Annotated in this window: 14 protein-coding genes; 8 read left to right on the forward strand and 6 right to left on the reverse strand. The window is 54.2% G+C overall.

The window, feature by feature from the left end; all coding sequences use genetic code 11:
* The first annotated feature begins 83 nt into the window (after positions 1-83).
* Together RO22_RS01530 and RO22_RS01535 are read left to right on the forward strand one after the other, a co-directional pair.
* On the forward strand, positions 84-1,034 hold the full coding sequence (locus RO22_RS01530; RefSeq protein WP_041157414.1) for an AEC family transporter: 951 nt from the start codon (positions 84-86) through the stop codon (positions 1,032-1,034).
* Positions 1,035-1,079: 45 nt separating this feature from the next.
* Entirely contained in the window at positions 1,080-1,823 is a 744-nt protein-coding gene (locus tag RO22_RS01535) for an SDR family NAD(P)-dependent oxidoreductase (protein WP_041157415.1), read from the forward strand.
* Between the two features lie 10 nt (positions 1,824-1,833).
* On the opposite strand, the gene RO22_RS01540 is transcribed toward RO22_RS01535, so the two are convergent.
* The 3 genes from RO22_RS01540 to RO22_RS01550 all read right to left on the reverse strand — a co-directional run bounded on the left by RO22_RS01540 (position 1,834) and on the right by RO22_RS01550 (position 4,984).
* A complete protein-coding gene (locus RO22_RS01540) occupies positions 1,834-3,339 on the reverse strand; it encodes a tripartite tricarboxylate transporter permease (RefSeq protein ID WP_041157416.1) in 1,506 nt (501 codons plus the stop codon).
* Positions 3,340-3,414: 75 nt separating this feature from the next.
* A complete protein-coding gene (locus tag RO22_RS01545; RefSeq protein ID WP_041157417.1) occupies positions 3,415-3,921 on the reverse strand; it encodes a tripartite tricarboxylate transporter TctB family protein in 507 nt (168 codons plus the stop codon).
* A 76-nt stretch (positions 3,922-3,997) separates the two neighbouring features.
* Entirely contained in the window at positions 3,998-4,984 is a 987-nt protein-coding gene (locus RO22_RS01550) for a Bug family tripartite tricarboxylate transporter substrate binding protein (RefSeq protein WP_041157418.1), read from the reverse strand.
* A 230-nt stretch (positions 4,985-5,214) separates the two neighbouring features.
* Here RO22_RS01550 and RO22_RS01555 point away from each other — a divergent pair, with 230 nt between their 5' ends.
* Entirely contained in the window at positions 5,215-5,994 is a 780-nt protein-coding gene (locus RO22_RS01555) for an IclR family transcriptional regulator C-terminal domain-containing protein (RefSeq protein ID WP_009286285.1), read from the forward strand.
* Here the strand turns inward: RO22_RS01555 and aroQ are convergent.
* Both aroQ and RO22_RS01565 read right to left on the reverse strand, forming a co-directional pair.
* Positions 5,987-6,430 (reverse strand): type II 3-dehydroquinate dehydratase, encoded by a 444-nt coding sequence (aroQ, locus tag RO22_RS01560; protein WP_039857779.1) that lies wholly within the window; start codon positions 6,428-6,430, stop codon positions 5,987-5,989. The genes RO22_RS01555 and aroQ overlap by 8 nt on opposite strands.
* A 58-nt stretch (positions 6,431-6,488) precedes the next feature.
* Positions 6,489-7,850: a VOC family protein gene (locus tag RO22_RS01565; RefSeq protein ID WP_041157419.1), complete on the reverse strand. Its 1,362-nt coding sequence runs from the start codon at positions 7,848-7,850 to the stop codon at positions 6,489-6,491.
* 210 nt (positions 7,851-8,060) lie between these two features.
* Here RO22_RS01565 and RO22_RS01570 point away from each other — a divergent pair, with 210 nt between their 5' ends.
* Together RO22_RS01570 and RO22_RS01575 are read left to right on the forward strand one after the other, a co-directional pair.
* Complete coding sequence (locus tag RO22_RS01570) at positions 8,061-8,915, forward strand: DUF72 domain-containing protein (RefSeq protein WP_027958715.1); 855 nt, start codon at positions 8,061-8,063, stop codon at positions 8,913-8,915.
* A gap of 155 nt (positions 8,916-9,070) precedes the next feature.
* The gene (locus tag RO22_RS01575; RefSeq protein WP_041157420.1) at positions 9,071-10,414 is read left to right on the forward strand and encodes a sodium-dependent transporter; all 1,344 of its coding nucleotides are present in this window, start codon (positions 9,071-9,073) and stop codon (positions 10,412-10,414) included.
* An 89-nt stretch (positions 10,415-10,503) separates the two neighbouring features.
* On the opposite strand, the gene RO22_RS01580 is transcribed toward RO22_RS01575, so the two are convergent.
* Positions 10,504-10,719 carry a PA3496 family putative envelope integrity protein gene (locus RO22_RS01580; RefSeq protein WP_022521120.1) on the reverse strand — a complete coding sequence of 72 codons (216 nt, stop codon included), beginning with the start codon at positions 10,717-10,719 and terminating at the stop codon, positions 10,504-10,506.
* Between the two features lie 325 nt (positions 10,720-11,044).
* On the opposite strand from RO22_RS01580, the gene hexR reads away from it, so the two are divergent.
* From hexR to RO22_RS01595, 3 genes are all read left to right on the forward strand, one after another.
* Positions 11,045-11,899 carry a transcriptional regulator HexR gene (gene hexR / locus RO22_RS01585; RefSeq protein WP_022521119.1) on the forward strand — a complete coding sequence of 285 codons (855 nt, stop codon included), beginning with the start codon at positions 11,045-11,047 and terminating at the stop codon, positions 11,897-11,899.
* Between the two features lie 77 nt (positions 11,900-11,976).
* Positions 11,977-14,175, forward strand: a complete 2,199-nt coding sequence (gene uvrD, locus RO22_RS01590) for a DNA helicase II (protein ID WP_041157421.1) — start codon at positions 11,977-11,979, stop codon at positions 14,173-14,175.
* Between the two features lie 131 nt (positions 14,176-14,306).
* A complete protein-coding gene (locus tag RO22_RS01595; protein ID WP_022521118.1) occupies positions 14,307-15,401 on the forward strand; it encodes a TRAP transporter substrate-binding protein in 1,095 nt (364 codons plus the stop codon).
* Positions 15,402-15,427: the final 26 nt, after the last annotated feature.

Consider the following 15,427-nt stretch of genomic DNA (forward strand, 5'->3'; position numbering starts at 1 on the left):
ATGCCATGAAGCGCAAGAGAAATAGCGTACAATTATTCGTTATTCGAACTTAACCATTTGCCTTCATGCGCTAAGGGGCCGCCATGCTCGCTATACTTGGGATTACCACGCCCATATTCCTACTGATTGGCTTAGGGTATATAGCGAGATGGAGCGGTATTATCCAGCGCGATCAGATGCAAGGAGTGGGCGTATTTGTGCTCTACTGCGCGCTGCCCGCGCTCGTGATTCGTGCATTAACCCAGCAGCCTCTGGAAGATATTTTCAAGCTCCACTATCTGATTGCTTACGGCCTGGGCTCTATTGCTGTTTTCGGTGCGGGGTTACTGCTCTGCTTAAAACTACAGCGCCAACCACTTAACGCCAGTGCCATGCAGGCACTCGGTATGGCAGCGGCTAATAGTGGTTTTGTTGGCTATCCCTTAGCAGCCATGGTGATTGGCTCGCCTGCGGCAGTTCTGTTAGCGCTCAATATGCTCATTGAAAACCTGCTGGTTATTCCCGCAGCACTGATTCTGGCCGAAATGGATAACCACCAAGGCTCCAGCGTATGGAAAACGTTTAAGCAGACAGCCCTTAACCTCATCAAAAACCCCATATTGGTAGGCTTACTAACCGGCATCTGTCTGGCCGTTTCCGGCGTCAAGATTCCCGCGCCGCTGTTTAAAGCCATCGATATGCTCGCCGAAGCGGCGGGCCCAGCGGCGCTGTTTGTGATCGGCGGCGCACTATTTGGCCTTCAGGTTAAAGGTATGGCGAATGATGTTGGTCAGATCGTTGTCGGCAAACTGCTTATTCACCCGCTGGTCATTTTCATCGCCTTCTATTTTGTTCCAGACATTGATCCCCTTTATATGGCCGGTGCATTGCTGTTTGCGGCCTCGCCAATGATCAGCATTTACCCACTGTTTGGCCAGCGTTATGGTTTAGGCGGCGTTAGCGCTGCGGCTATGCTTGTGGCAACGGTGGCCTCCTTCTTCACGCTTAGCCTGATCATCGGTTTGATGTCACTTTTAGGAGTGCTAGCGTTTTAAAACTATTAAAAACAAATCTTTACCGTATATAAGGACAATAAAAAAATGGGCCAGCATTCTGATCAGGACAAAACGTCACCACAGCCCTGCGCCGTGGTTACCGGCGGGGCTAGAAATATCGGCCAAGCCATTGCTCTGCGCCTCCAGCAGGATGGCTATCAGGTTATCGTGGTGGATATCGTCGAGCCGGAAGCAGATTCTTTGCAAGCGGACGCCTACCAAGTCGATCTTGCCGACGCCAACGCTACTCACCGGGTGATGGAGGAAATCGCCGAACGATATGCGGTGTCCCGGCTAATCAATAATGTGGGTATTGTGGCACCAGCGCTGCTTGAAGAGGCACGGATTGAGGACTTCGATAAGCTCATGCATCTGAACGTGCGCTCGGCGCTGGTCTGCACTCAAGCGCTACTGCCCACTATAAAGGCACAGGGCATGGGCCGTATCGTCATGAATGCCAGTCGTGTGGTGCTCGGTAAAGAGGCGCGCACTATTTACAGCGCGACAAAGGGAGCACTGCAATCCATGGCCCGCACCTGGGCGCTGGAGCTTGCTGAGCACGGTATTACGGTCAACTGCGTGGCACCCGGCCCTATCGCCACCAGTGCCTTCTGGCAGAACAACCCGCCCGACTCTGAGCGCGCCCGACGTATCATCGATAACATTCCGCTAGGCCGAATGGGACAACCTGAAGACGTGGCTCAGGCTGTCAGTTTCTTTTGCGACGAGCGCAGCAGTTTCATTACCGGCCAGACGTTGTTTGTCTGCGGTGGAGTCACGGTCGGTTAGACCGGGCAACTCAGGTTTGGCGTGACTCGTCAGTGCTATTTCGCGCGCCACGTCGGGATGCAGCAAAGCGATAAACGGCTAGGCCAATAGAACCCACCGTCAGCACGATGAAAGCCCAGGTGATAGGCCCACGCACGAAGATCGACAGGTCGTTGGAGCCGATGAGCAGAGAACGACGCAGGTTGTCTTCGAACATCGGCCCCAGAATGAAGCCAATCAGAAAAGGCGCCGCCGGTATGGCGGCACGATTGAAGATATATCCCAACACCCCAAAAGCCAGCATTAGCCACACGTCGAAAGTGGTGTTATTGACCGCATAAGCGCCGTAGACGCAGAACATCAAGACGATGGGAAAGAGAATTGACTTGGGGATATCAGCAATTAACGAGAAGTACTTGATGGCAACGTTACCCACCACTAGCAGGATGACCGAGCTGCACATAATACCCAGGAACAGTGCATAGATCAGCGACAGATTTTCCTGGAACATAAGCGGGCCAGGCGTTAACCCATGCACCATAAAAGCCCCCAGGATAATGGCGGTGATGACATCCCCTGGAATACCTAGCGATAACAGCGGAATTAGTGTTGCCCCGGCCACGCCATTGTTACCGGCCTCAGCCGCTGCCACCCCTTCTACCTCACCCTTGCCGAAATTTGCTTTATTGGGAGAGCGTCGACGTGCATCGCTGTAGGAGATGAACGCTGCCGCCGTCGCCCCAGTGCCGGGGATAGCGCCAATAATGACGCCAATTAAGCTGCCGCGCACAATGCTTTTCATACAACGTTTGAGCTCAGAGAAGGCCAAACCAGCACCACTTGCCTTCGCCTTAATATGAGGGATCGCTTTCTTACGATAAAACTCGATAATCTCTGGAATCGCAAAAAGGCCAATCAACAAGGGGATAAAGGAGATGCTGTCCATCAAGTTGTAGTTGTCGAAGGTAAGCCGCTGGGAACCGAAGACCTCATCCAGCCCTATCATGGACAACAAAATGCCTAGCAGCGCTGCCATCAGGCCCTTGATCATAGAACCGCTGGCTAGCGAGATAATAATGGTGAGAGAAAAACAGATCAGCCAGAAAAATTCGGGTGCCCCGAAGTTCAGTGCAATTTTGGCCAAGTAGGCGGCAAAAAAGATCAACGCTATGTTGGAGATAAAATCGGCAATCACCGACGAATAAAGCGCAGCCTTTAGTGCTTTTTTTGCATGCCCCTGCTGTGCCATCGGGTAGCCGTCTAACAACGTACAGGCCGAGGCGGGGGAGCCAGGGGTTCTGATTAGAATGGCGGTAATGGAGCCGCCGTACATCCCCCCTTTATAGATACCTACCAGCAGCAGGATAGCGGCAACCGGCTGCATGGAGAAGGTAAAGGGGAGTGCCAATGCCACCGCCATGGTGGCGGTTAAACCGGGGATAGAACCAACAACCACGCCGATAACCACGCCTACGGCTATGGCCAGAAAGTTGTCCAGGCTAAAGAATATCCCAACGACTTCCGAAAAATTTTCCATAGGTCACCTAGCACTCTCTCGGTGTGTGTCAATCTCGGTCTGTGCCAACCCCGGTGTCAGGAGAGTTGTCACGAATCAGAATCCGAGCGGCATTATAGGTAGCGGCACGTTCATTACTTCTACAAATAAGAGCGCCACAACAACAGGAAACAGAAATGCCAGACTATATACCCACCAGGTGCGAACCGGGTGCGCTACGAAAAGAACTAATGTTGCCAAAATGCCGCAGAACACGGCGCCCATCACCTCAAACAAGGCAATATATATCACCAGCGATAGCACCATTAGCACGAAACGCCGCGTAGAGCCTTTCTCAATCGCTCTCTCATCCTCCTCGGTTTTTCCCTCCAAAATGAAGGCCTGAAGAATGAGTAGAATCGAAAACAGCAGAATCAACCAGCCGATAATCGCCGGCAGCCACCGTGGCGACATCATTGGGTTTTGTAGGATCGGCGGTTCGTTTATATAGTTGGGTACCAGGTAAAAGACCAACACAATGGCAAATCCCAGCAAAACGATGCCGGTGATGAGGTCGCTGGTGTCTTTTATTTTTACTCTGCGCTTGGAACCCGAGGGTGTCATCGCGGCCTTCTCCTGGGAAACAAGAGAGGCGAGGGCAGCGGCCCTCGCCTCAGTGCTATGACGGAAGACTACTCAGTTACTGGCTAATACCGGCCTGTTGTGCAACACCTTCCCAACGTTCAACTTCATCGGCGATGAACCGCTTGAACTCTTCGCCAGACACCTGACCCGGTTCGGCGCCCAACTGATCAGCAAAGTCCAAAAACTCTTCACGTTCCATCACTTTAGCCAGGGCGTCCTGCATAACGCTTTGCGCCTCTTCAGGGAAAGAGCTGTGTGCCACCAGGCCAAACCATGCCGTCGTGACGAACTGGTCGAGGTTATATTCGCCCACTTCCGACAGGGTGGGTACATCCGGCAAGTACTCTGACCGCTCAGCGGAGGTTACCGCCAGAGCGCGCAAGTCACCCGAGCGAATGTGCGAAAGAACGGTCGGCATGTTCTCGAATGAGACATCGACATCACCACTCAATAGCGCAGGAAGCGACGCACCGCTGCCGGCAAAAGGCACTGCCGTCATATTGGACTCAGTCAACGTTTTAAATAACTCACCGGACATATGGATGGAGCTACCCACGCCGCTGTGGCTAAAAGTCATGTTTTCTTCTTTGGCCGCTTCAACGAACTCAATAACACTTTCATAAGGGCTATCGGCGGGCACCACCATGACATTGGGAATATCGATCATATTTTGCAGGAAGACAAAATCTTCGACTGGATCGTAGGTAAGGTCAGGGTAAATGGCAGCGCCAATGGTGTGACCAGGTGATGCCATCAGAATCGTATGGTTGGCATCACGTCCACCGCGGGCGAGACGACCGGTGCCCACCGTAGAGCCCGCCCCCGGGCGGTTCTCCACAACCACGTTAGCATCAAGCTCTTGCTGAAGAAGATCCGCGACGCGGCGGGACAACACATCCGTAGTGCCACCTGGGGCGTAAGGGACGACAAGACGAATATCGTCGGTGGGCCACTCATTGGCACTGGCGGAGGAAACCACAAGGCCCAGCGCCAGAGCGCTACCGAAGGCAGCCAGACATGTTGCGCTAAGGAGTTTATTCATTGTTATCTTCCTGTGCGTTGCTAAGCGATTGCTTATACTTAACTATTGTTCGTAAGACGTACACGTATTCGTAATATCTAGCTTGAGATTACGTTGTTGCTAACCCTTTAAAAAACACAACTTTAGTAGTAAGAGGCGAGATAGTTGGCTGGAAGAGTGAGGCACGTTCGCACTGCGAACTTTTTTACGCTAATCTTTTATCTCAGATTTTAGGACAATGGATAGTAAAAATGCAGGAAGAAATGCTGAGTGAAGACAATCGCGACTTTGTAACGGCGCTTGCTAGTGGCCTGGAAGTTATCCAGGCATTCGATCATGAGCACCCGCGTATGACACTAAGCGAAGTCGCCGCGCGCACGGGAATGAATAGAGCAAAGGCTAGGCGCTTCTTGCTCACTCTGCATGCACTGGGGTACGTGCGAAAACAGCAACGTTACTTTGAATTGGCACCCCGCGTGCTTCAGCTCGGCTATGCCTTTTTATCGGCTAATAATTACCGAGATGTTATTCAGCAACATCTCGAAGACATTACCGCTGAAACCGGTGAGTCCTCCTCGCTTGGTGTGCTCGATGGCAATGATGTTATCTACGTAGCGCGCTCGGCAGCAAAGCATCGCTTGATGGCGATTACGCTTTCAGTGGGCACTCGACTGCCAGCAGCTCATACCTCCATGGGGCGCATGTTGCTCGCTCAACTCAGCGATACCGACCTTGATCACTTTCTTTCGTCGGTTGCTCTAGAGTCTTACACCGATAAAACGGTGACAGATGTGAGTGAGCTACGAAACCAGATAATAAAAGCGCGGCAGCAGGGCTATGCAATTTCTGATCAAGAGCTTGACTCCGGCTTGCGCTCCATTGCCGTTCCTGTCTATGACGCCAAGCAGCATTTAATGGGCGCAATCAATATCAGCACTAACGCTGCCCGGGTCGATCTTGATACGTTGATTAATGTGTACTTACCTGTTTTACAAAATAAAGTGGCTCAAGTAAGGGCGCATATTAATTAGCCTCTACCATCACTGCCTCTAGCGCAGCTCGATAGCCTTGAACCCCGAGGCCAGCAATGACGCCATCGGCGCGCAGCGAGACGTAGGAGTGATGGCGAAAGGCTTCGCGCTTGTGAACATTGGATAAATGCACCTCAATTACTTTGCCATCAAAAGCATTGAGCGCATCAAGAATGGCCACTGAGGTATGCGTGTAGGCAGCGGGATTGATAATAATCGCTTGGGTGCCATCCAGGCGTGCGGCGTGAATGGCGTCAATCAGTTCGCCTTCATGGTTGCTCTGCAGGCATGTGATGTCCCAGTCGGCCATCACTGCTTTCTCCCGCAAGATGTTATTCACGTCGTCTAACGTCTCGTACCCATATATTTCTGGCTGACGGCTACCCAGCAAATTTAAGTTGGGGCCATGTAATACCAATACCTTTCCTTGACTCATAACTCTCTTCAACCTTCAGCGTTAGTGGGTAAATTGACGTAGCTACCTGTTTTATCACTTAAACCGCCAACTGCGCCAGCGCCTGTTCAAGCGATGCTTCCTGGCGCTGGGCATACAGCTCGATTTCATCGATGACGGCTCTCCCCAGGGCCTGCTCAAACGCCTGCTGGCTTGCGCTACTGGCGTAATGGTCATGACTGCTTCCCCCCAGGTTGGATTGAAAAATACCGGCCGCACTCACGGGTAAGAAGTCTTCATAAATCATGGGGGTAACTCTCAGAGCGCCTTGCTCGATCAAGCTATCCACCTGCTCAACTGAGATCGGCCCTTGCACAGATACACCTTGAACCGCCTGGTAGTGGAAAAACGCTAATCCTTCACGACGCAGCGTTTCATACGTATCGGGAAACTCTTTAAACACGTCAGATAAATGCGCTTGATGGGCGTCATTATTGGCTGCTGTGGGCGAGTTCTCTTTGGTAGCTGCTAGCAGGCGGTCGTATAGCTCGCGTCCTTTGCGCGTTAATGCGATACCGCGCTGTTCGATTTCACCAAAGCGGGCGGTGTGTTTACCTTCAGCAGCGTCCGCGAAAGCAATCGTCTCCTCCAGTGCTTTGAAGCTGGTTTGACGTAGAAGGATTGGGCAATCCCGGCGTGGTGGGCCTTCAATAGTCGCTTTAGGGTCGATGCCAACGCTGGGCATGCGCCGCTGCACTTCATCAATGTCTAACGTGCGCGGCGTTAGGTGGTTAATGTGCGGGCCGCGGAAGCAGACCACATCGGCAATTAAGCGGTGTTCGGCATGCAAACGCTCATAGGTGGCCAAGTCGACCGTGGCGTTGTCGTGCCAGCGGAACGTTTCCAACGCTTCCTGAACAAACTGCTTGGCATCATCGGCGCTTAGGCCACCCTGCTGCTCAAAACGCTTGATAAGCGCTTTCACTTTGGCAGTGAAGATATCGCGGGCACTTAAAATTTCACTCGCCTGTTCTCTTAGCTCGAACTTTTCAATTAGTTCAAGGCGCAACAGCGAGGTAAAGACACGAAAGGGGTTACGCTTGAGCGCACTATCCGCGACCGGCCGAAACGCGGTGGAATGTACCGGCACGCCTGCGGTCGATAAGTCGTAATACCCCACTGGCTCCATCCCCATGACCGCAAACATTCGCCGCAGCATAGCAAGCTCGCCTGGACTCCCCACTCGAATAGCGCCGTGGCGTTCAACGTTGATACGCGCCAGCTCATCGCTATTTTGCAATGCGTTATTTAGCCCTGGGTTAGCGGCTAGCACCTCCTGGTTGACTGCCTCAACCAGTGACAGCAAGGTGCCGTATTGCGGCACCTCCTGCTGATACATTGCCGACATCGCTTGGGAAAACTGGTCGCGGATTTCATCACTGCTAACGTAAGCTGAACACATGGCGCTATCCTGTTTGTAAACGGCTACTGCCAATAAAGGGCTATACCTACATAGTAGCGCTATCGGCGCCTTAACAATTTCACTTTTTCCGCGCCTTGCTATACATATAAGCCATACAAAGGTTATATGAAAGCCGCCATTCACGCTTAACGGGCAAGGCTCTTAACCTGTTACATTAGCGCTTGATCTTGTCGATGTAGGCTGGCACCCATGACGCTTCCTCTTTATCTAGGCTTGCCTATGTGGGCCAATCAAGACTGGCTGGGCAACCTTTATCCACGCCACGCCAAAACTGAGCTGCTAAGCGATTACGCGGCGGTGTTTTCCAGCGTTGAGGGCAACACTACCTTTTATAGCGGTACCCCAAAGCCGGACACCATTGCTGCCTGGGCGCGCCAGGCACCATCCCACTTTCGCTTTTGTTTTAAATTACCTGCCAGCGTAACCCACGATCAACGGCTAACGCGGTTAGAGGAGGCCTGGGCATTTTTAGCGGCGCTAGAACCTCTGCACGACCGCCTTGGCCCCACCATGGTGCAACTACCACGAGATTTCGGCCCCCAAGAGCTTCCCCAGCTTGAAGCGCTACTTGCCGCTTGGCCTACCCATTTGCCTTGCGCGGTCGAGGTTCGGCATCCTGAGTTTTTCCACAAAGGGGCCGCCGAAATTGCCCTTAACCGCCTGTTGATAACTTATTCGGCCAACCGCGTGATGCTCGACGTGCGCCCGCTCTTCTCAACCCCGGCAAATGACCATTTGGGCTTGGCCCACGCCCAGCAAGAAAAGCCGAAACTCCCGCTACACGTGCTTTCCACGGCAAATTTTCCTGTCATTCGCTTTATTGGCCATATTGACAAAACGATTAATAGTGACTACTTCACCGCCTGGAAAGCCCGCCTAAAGCTGTGGATAAGTCAGGGGAAAACCCCTTTCTTATTTGTGCATACTGCGGACAACCGCGAGTCTCCCCACATGGCCCGCTTACTCTATAACGCACTAGGAGAAGTGACGCCATTACCCGCTCTTGGCCCCTTCGCGGGTGAAAAGCAAAGCCAACTGTTTTAACCCACCTTTTTAGGTCAGCTAACTGGCATGCTTGCGGTCGATCAGATAAATTGCGCTTACTTTCGGAAAAGTACGCTGGCAATGACGCAATTTTCCGAAAACTAGCGTGTTCAACACGCAGTGACTTACACAACAATCGACTTAATGGGTGATGTATGGCGAAGCTTGCGCATGCGCAGTGGTCATCGCGAATGACCTTTGTGCTGGCCGCCGCTGGTTCAGCGGTGGGTCTAGGGAATATCTGGAAATTTCCGTATATGGTGGGTGAAAGCGGCGGCGCTGCTTTCGTATTTGTGTATTTGCTCTGTATCGCGCTGATCGGCTTGCCCATTCTTGTCTCTGAGTGGCTATTGGGGCGGCGCGGCCAGAAGAACCCCGCCAGCACCATGTCAGAGCTAGCGCGCACGGCGAAAAAGCCCAAAGCCTGGGCCATCGTGGGCATTAGCGGCATTGTCGGGGCCTTCTTGATTTTGTCGTTTTACAGCGTGATTGGCGGCTGGTCACTCTACTACACCGTCAACTCGGTGAGCGGTGCTTTTAGCGGTCAAGATGCCGATGGCATTGGCGCGCTATTTAATGGCATGTTGAGTAACCCTGGGTTGCTGCTGCTGGGCCACTCCGTGTTTATGCTGCTGGTCATTGGGATTGTCGCCCGCGGCGTTACCAAAGGCCTTGAAGGCGCTGTACGCATTCTGATGCCAGTCCTCGCACTACTGCTGGTCGTGCTGATCGGTTATGGCATGACAACCGGCCACTTTGGCGAGGCGTTGACGTATATGTTCAACCCGGACTGGAGCAAGCTCACAGCAGAAACCGTGCTAGCCGCCTTGGGCCACGCCTTCTTCACCCTCTCACTGGGTATGGGCATCATGATGGCTTACGGCTCTTATTTGGACAAAGAGATCGATCTGCTGCAAACCGCCCGCACGGTCATCATCATGGATACCGTCATCGCTTTAGGCGCGGGTTTAGCTATATTCCCGATCGTGTTTGCTAATAATCTGGATGTCGCTTCGGGCCCAGGGCTGATTTTCGTCACCCTACCACTGGCCTTTGGCAATATTGATGGTGGTTTACTTTTAGGTTTGATGTTCTTTCTGCTGCTGACGTTTGCGGCATTAACATCGGCCATTTCACTGCTTGAGCCCGTGGTGGAATTCATTGAAGAGCGCACGCCGCTAGGCCGCGTCATGGCTACCGTTGTGGCCGGTGTGGGTGCTTGGTTACTGGGTATTGCAGCGCTGCTGTCATTTAACGTGTGGAGCGAACCGCTGCTGTTTGGACTGGGCGTGTTTGACCTGCTGGATACGCTGACCAGCAAAATAATGCTGCCGCTGACGGGGCTGGGTGCAATCCTATTCACCGCTTGGTGCCTGGAGCGCAGCAGTGTGGAAGACGAACTGGGTCTTTCAGCGACCGGCAAGAGCGTATGGAACATCATCGCGCGCTATGTAGCGCCCGCTGGCGTTATTGCCGTGTTCGTAACAGGGCTAATCTAAGCTGAGCCGCCAAGGCCCTGCTAACCGGCAGGGCAGCGTGGTTCTGCGCAGATAATAGTTGCGCCCCTAACCTCTTGGCACCCTAAAACTTAGTGCAATTCGCTCTCTTGCCGATCTTCATCAGGCAAGGGGGCGATATCCCGCGATAACTTTTGAAACTCACGATGAAGCTCAATACCCCGCCGCGCTCTTAAGCTGCGTTGGGCAGCGCTGCGCTGGCGCTGGGCATGCTCATCGACTTCCATACTCATAAAGATGTCGAGCAATTCGCTTTTAACCGAGGTGATTCGTTCGACGTTTCTCATAATCGACGTTCCTCCAGATGAATATGCCTTCGTCCACCTGCATCCGTGACGACTGTGATGATGCAGTGCGGCACTTCAATTATTACTATAACCTACTTGACAAAATGATGACCAATCTTAAAAAAACTGACTAACGACCTTAAACGCTGTTGGATCACTGCCTAATAGTTTGTGGCCCTATGGGCTCATTGAGGCATACTGTCCTTATCGCATTGAAGCAATACGAAGCATCACAGTGAGCAGATAGGCAGAAACGGTCGTTTAAAACGACTGTATATTGGCGTACTGTTGACTACCTGTTGGTTGAGCACCCAAGGAGCTGAACGTGAGTCGCGCCCTGTTCGATGAAATGAGACGCCGCATGGAGCACTTTCGACGCTCCGAGCAAAAAGTGGCGCGGTTTGTACTGCGCAACCCCGAAGAGGTCATCCACATGCGCATTGTGGATCTGGCCACCGAAGCCACCGTTAGCGAACCTACCGTGGTGCGCTTTTGTCGTGCGCTGGGGTGCAATGGCTTTCAGGATTTCAAGCTACAGCTGGCGCAAATGCTGGCCAGCGGCAGTCAGTTCGCGCAATTCTCCATGAACGACAGCGACTCGGTCGCTGAATTTTCCCACAGCATCTTCGATTCGACCGTGGGTACACTGCTCTCGGTTCGTGACCGGCTGGATAACGATGCCCTGGGCCGTGCGGTAAACGCCCTGGCGATGGCCAACCGGGTCGAGTTCTATGGCTTTGGGGCTTCCGGTGCAGTGGCCTTTGATGCCCAGCACAAGTTTTTTCGCCTGCAGATCTCCACTTCTGCCTACGCCGACCCGCATATGCAGAATATGTCGGCAGTGACCTTGAACGATGGCGATGTGGTGGTGGCAATTTCACAAACCGGCCGTACCAAAGCGCTAGTCGCCAGCGTACGCCTGGCTCGCGAGGCGGGTGCAACAGTCATTGGCCTGTGCCCCAGCGGCTCGCCACTCGCCGAAGAGGTCAGCCTGCCGCTGTATATCGATGTTCATGAAGACACCGAGATTTACACCCCGCTTAGCTCGCGCATTGCCCATCTGGTGCTGATCGATGTACTCGCCGTGGGTGTGGCCAAAACCCGCGGGCCGAAACTCGCCGAACAGCTCAAAGCGGTTAAAAAGAGCCTAAATACGCTGCGCTTTCCTGAAGAATCCTAATCGTTAACCTGTATACACAGCCAGTTCGCTGGCTGTGCTAGACTAGCCGCCTATTTTTTGATCCGGCAGCGGCTACTATGGACGACGTCACGGCGATTCTCGATCAGCTCAACTCCGCCCAGCGCGAAGCAGTGAGCGCCCCCCAAGGTAATCTGTTGGTGCTCGCAGGCGCAGGCTCCGGTAAAACCCGCGTGCTGGTGCATCGCATCGCCTGGCTGATGCAGGCCGAAGGGCTGTCCCCTTATGCCCTGCTGGCAGTGACCTTTACCAATAAAGCCGCCAAAGAGATGCGCACCCGCCTTGAGGCACTGCTGAGCATCTCGATGCGCCATGTATGGGTGGGCACCTTTCACTCCATCGCCCACCGCCTGCTGCGCACCCACTGGCAGGACGCCAAGCTGCCGCAACACTTCCAGATTATCGATTCTGACGATCAGCTACGCCTGGTCAAACGGTTGCTGAAAGATTACTCCATCGACGACGAACGCTTCCCACCCCGCCAAGTGCAGCACTTTATCTCCGGCTGCAAAGAGGAGGGGCTGCGCCCGCACCAGGTCAATGTGGATGGCGATGCCTACATGGGCCAGATGGTTGAGCTCTACGAGCGCTACCAGCTCACCTGCGAGCGCGGCGGCCTGGTCGATTTCGGTGAACTGCTGCTGCGAAGCCTGGAGCTACTACGCGACAACCCGGCGCTGTTAAACCACTACCAGGAGCGCTTTGGTCATGTACTGGTAGATGAGTTCCAAGATACCAATACCCTGCAATACGCTTGGCTAAAACTGCTCACCGGCATGAAGACGCCGATGACGGCGGTGGGTGATGACGACCAGTCGATCTACGGCTGGCGCGGTGCCAAGGTGGAGAATATCAGCCGCTTTGAGCAAGAGTTTCCGCAAACCCACACCGTACGGCTTGAACAGAACTATCGCTCCACCAGCGCCATCCTGGAAGCCGCCAATACGCTGATCAGCCACAACAGCGAGCGGATGGGTAAAAACCTGTGGACTAACGGCATCGAAGGCGAGCCGATCTCAATTTACGCTGGGTTTAACGACCTGGAAGAAGCCCGCTATATCGTCGATACCATCAAGGAGAAGGTCGACGAAGGCTTTAACCGCCGTGATATCGCGATTCTCTACCGCTCAAACGCTCAGTCGCGGCTGCTGGAAGAGACGCTGATTCGCCAAGGCATGCCCTACCGTATTTACGGCGGCCACCGCTTCTACGAGCGCCTGGAAATCAAGAATGCCCTGGCCTACCTTCGCCTGATGCTCAACCGCGACGACGATGCCTCGCTGGAGCGGGTGATTAACGTACCCACTCGCGGCATCGGCACGCGCACGGTCGAGATTGTCCGCCTGCGCGCTCGGGAACAAAGTATCCCTCTCTGGCAAGCGCTCCACGATGCGATTAACGACGGCACCTTGAAAGGCCGCGCGGCCAATGCCGTGCAAACCTTCGCCAACCTGATCGAGCAGCTCGATAACGATGCCTCTGGCATGGCGCTGCACGAAATTATCGATCACGTCACGATACACACGGGTCTGATAGAGCATCACAAAAGTGAGCGCGGCGAGAAAGGCCAAGCGCGGGTCGAGAACCTGGAAGAGTTGGTTACCGCTGCCCGTGCCTTTACCCAAGGCGATGTCTTTGAAGCGCCTGAAGCGGGCGAAGGCATGGCGGCACTGGAAGCATTTCTCTCAGAGGCCGCTCTTAACGCAGGCGACCACGAAGCCGAAGAGTTTGAGGACAGCGTACAGCTGATGACGCTGCACTCCGCCAAAGGCCTGGAGTTCCCGGTAGTATTTATTGCAGGTGTCGAGGAGGGGCTGTTTCCACACAAGATGTCCCTGGAAGAGCCGGGTAGGCTCGAAGAGGAGCGCCGGCTCTGTTACGTCGGCGTCACACGCGCTATGCAGAAGCTCTACCTCACACACGCCGAAACCCGCCGCCTGCACGGCAAAGAAGTGTTTCCACGCCCGTCGCGTTTTTTGCGCGAACTACCGCCGCACCTACTCGAAGAAGTCCGTCTGCGCGGGCATATTTCCCGCCCAGTCACCGCGTCGCGCACCTCCTTTGCTCAGCAAAGTGTCGAGAGCAGCGGTGATATACCCGCCTTACATGTCGGCCAAGGCGTTGAGCACCCGGTATTCGGCGAAGGGATTATTCTTAACGCGGAAGGCGAAGGTGCCCGCGCCCGGGTACAGGTCAGCTTTGAAGGCGAAGGGGTCAAATGGCTAGTGCTTGGTTTTGCTAAGCTAACGCCGCTTTAAGCCGCTACGCGCGTGGCGTTGAGTGCAATGGCTTGCCGATTAAAACCCGCTTAGCGCATACTGGCGAACGGACATTGCGCCTTTGTGCGCGCTGACAAAAAAATCCTATAATCTCCGGAGTTTTGCTCACCATGCAACGCCGTCACTTCCTCAAAACTGCCAGCCTTGGCGTCGCCGGGGCCGTTGCCGCCCCCTTCGTAACCACCTCAAGTGCTCGCGCTCAAGAAACCTTCACCTGGGACATGGTCACCTCGTGGCCAAAAAACTTCCCTGCCCTGGGTACTGGTGCGAATGATTTCGCCCGCCGGGTAGAACAGCTTTCCAACGGCCGCATGCAGATCCGCGTCCACGGCGCGGGTGAACTGGTACCTGCCCTGGAAGTCTTCGATGCGGTAGCAGCTGGTACCGCTGAAATGGGCCACTCTGCCTCTTACTACTGGCGTGGCAAAGTCGCTGCCTCACAGTTCTTTACCGCTGTACCCTTCGGTATGACGACTACCGAAATGAACGCCTGGTTGTACCACGGCGGCGGTCAGGAGCTTTGGGATGAGATCTACGCCAATCACAATCTGAAGCCGTTTGCCGTGGGCAATACCGGCACGCAGATGGCGGGCTGGTTCAAGAAAGAGATCAACTCACTCGACGACATGCAGGGGCTGAAACTTCGCCTGCCGGGCCTGGCGGGTGAGGCGATGAACGGCATCGGCGTCAGTACGGTTACTATGCCAGGCTCAGAAATTTTCACCTCGCTGCAAACCGGCGCGCTGGATGCCGCTGACTGGGTGGGGCCGTATAACGATATGGCATTCGGCCTGCATCAGGTGGCTGACTACTACTACACCTCGGCGTGGAACGAGCCCTCTGCGGTACTGGAAGGGACGATCAACCTGGATGCCTGGAACTCCCTGCCAGAAGACCTGCAGGACGTGATCCGCGAAGCGGCGCGGGCGTCTAACCTGGCCATGATCAGCGAATTTGCCTTCCGCAACGCGCAAGCACTGGAAACTCTGGTCGATGAGCATGGCGTTCAGCTACGTACTTTCCCTGACGACGTAATGGCAGCGCTTCACACCTCTTCACTGGAAGCCATCCAGCGCCAGGTCGACAGCGACGAAGAGTCTCGCCGTGTTTACGAGTCTTATTCAGCTTTCCAGAAGCTGCTGCGCCCGTTCAGCGATGTGGGTGAATACGCCTACCTCAAGAACCGCGATAACGTCGACGGTTAATGAGCCGCTAGACAAATAAACGATAA

Origin of the sequence: Halomonas sp. KHS3 (assembly GCF_000830495.1) — a bacterium.
Taxonomy (GTDB): Bacteria; Pseudomonadota; Gammaproteobacteria; order Pseudomonadales; family Halomonadaceae; genus Vreelandella; species Vreelandella titanicae.

Excerpts from the sequence above, each read along its gene's own strand:
- RO22_RS01530 (WP_041157414.1), top strand. The coding sequence starts at position 84 with ATGCTCGCTATACTTGGGATTACCACGCCCATATTCCTACTGATTGGC.
- RO22_RS01535 (WP_041157415.1), top strand. The coding sequence starts at position 1,080 with ATGGGCCAGCATTCTGATCAGGACAAAACGTCACCACAGCCCTGCGCC.
- RO22_RS01540 (WP_041157416.1), bottom strand. The coding sequence starts at position 3,339 with ATGGAAAATTTTTCGGAAGTCGTTGGGATATTCTTTAGCCTGGACAAC.
- RO22_RS01545 (WP_041157417.1), bottom strand. The coding sequence starts at position 3,921 with ATGACACCCTCGGGTTCCAAGCGCAGAGTAAAAATAAAAGACACCAGC.
- RO22_RS01550 (WP_041157418.1), bottom strand. The coding sequence starts at position 4,984 with ATGAATAAACTCCTTAGCGCAACATGTCTGGCTGCCTTCGGTAGCGCT.
- RO22_RS01555 (WP_009286285.1), top strand. The coding sequence starts at position 5,215 with ATGCAGGAAGAAATGCTGAGTGAAGACAATCGCGACTTTGTAACGGCG.
- aroQ (WP_039857779.1), bottom strand. The coding sequence starts at position 6,430 with ATGAGTCAAGGAAAGGTATTGGTATTACATGGCCCCAACTTAAATTTG.
- RO22_RS01565 (WP_041157419.1), bottom strand. The coding sequence starts at position 7,850 with ATGTGTTCAGCTTACGTTAGCAGTGATGAAATCCGCGACCAGTTTTCC.
- RO22_RS01570 (WP_027958715.1), top strand. The coding sequence starts at position 8,061 with ATGACGCTTCCTCTTTATCTAGGCTTGCCTATGTGGGCCAATCAAGAC.
- RO22_RS01575 (WP_041157420.1), top strand. The coding sequence starts at position 9,071 with ATGGCGAAGCTTGCGCATGCGCAGTGGTCATCGCGAATGACCTTTGTG.
- RO22_RS01580 (WP_022521120.1), bottom strand. The coding sequence starts at position 10,719 with ATGAGAAACGTCGAACGAATCACCTCGGTTAAAAGCGAATTGCTCGAC.
- uvrD (WP_041157421.1), top strand. The coding sequence starts at position 11,977 with ATGGACGACGTCACGGCGATTCTCGATCAGCTCAACTCCGCCCAGCGC.
- RO22_RS01595 (WP_022521118.1), top strand. The coding sequence starts at position 14,307 with ATGCAACGCCGTCACTTCCTCAAAACTGCCAGCCTTGGCGTCGCCGGG.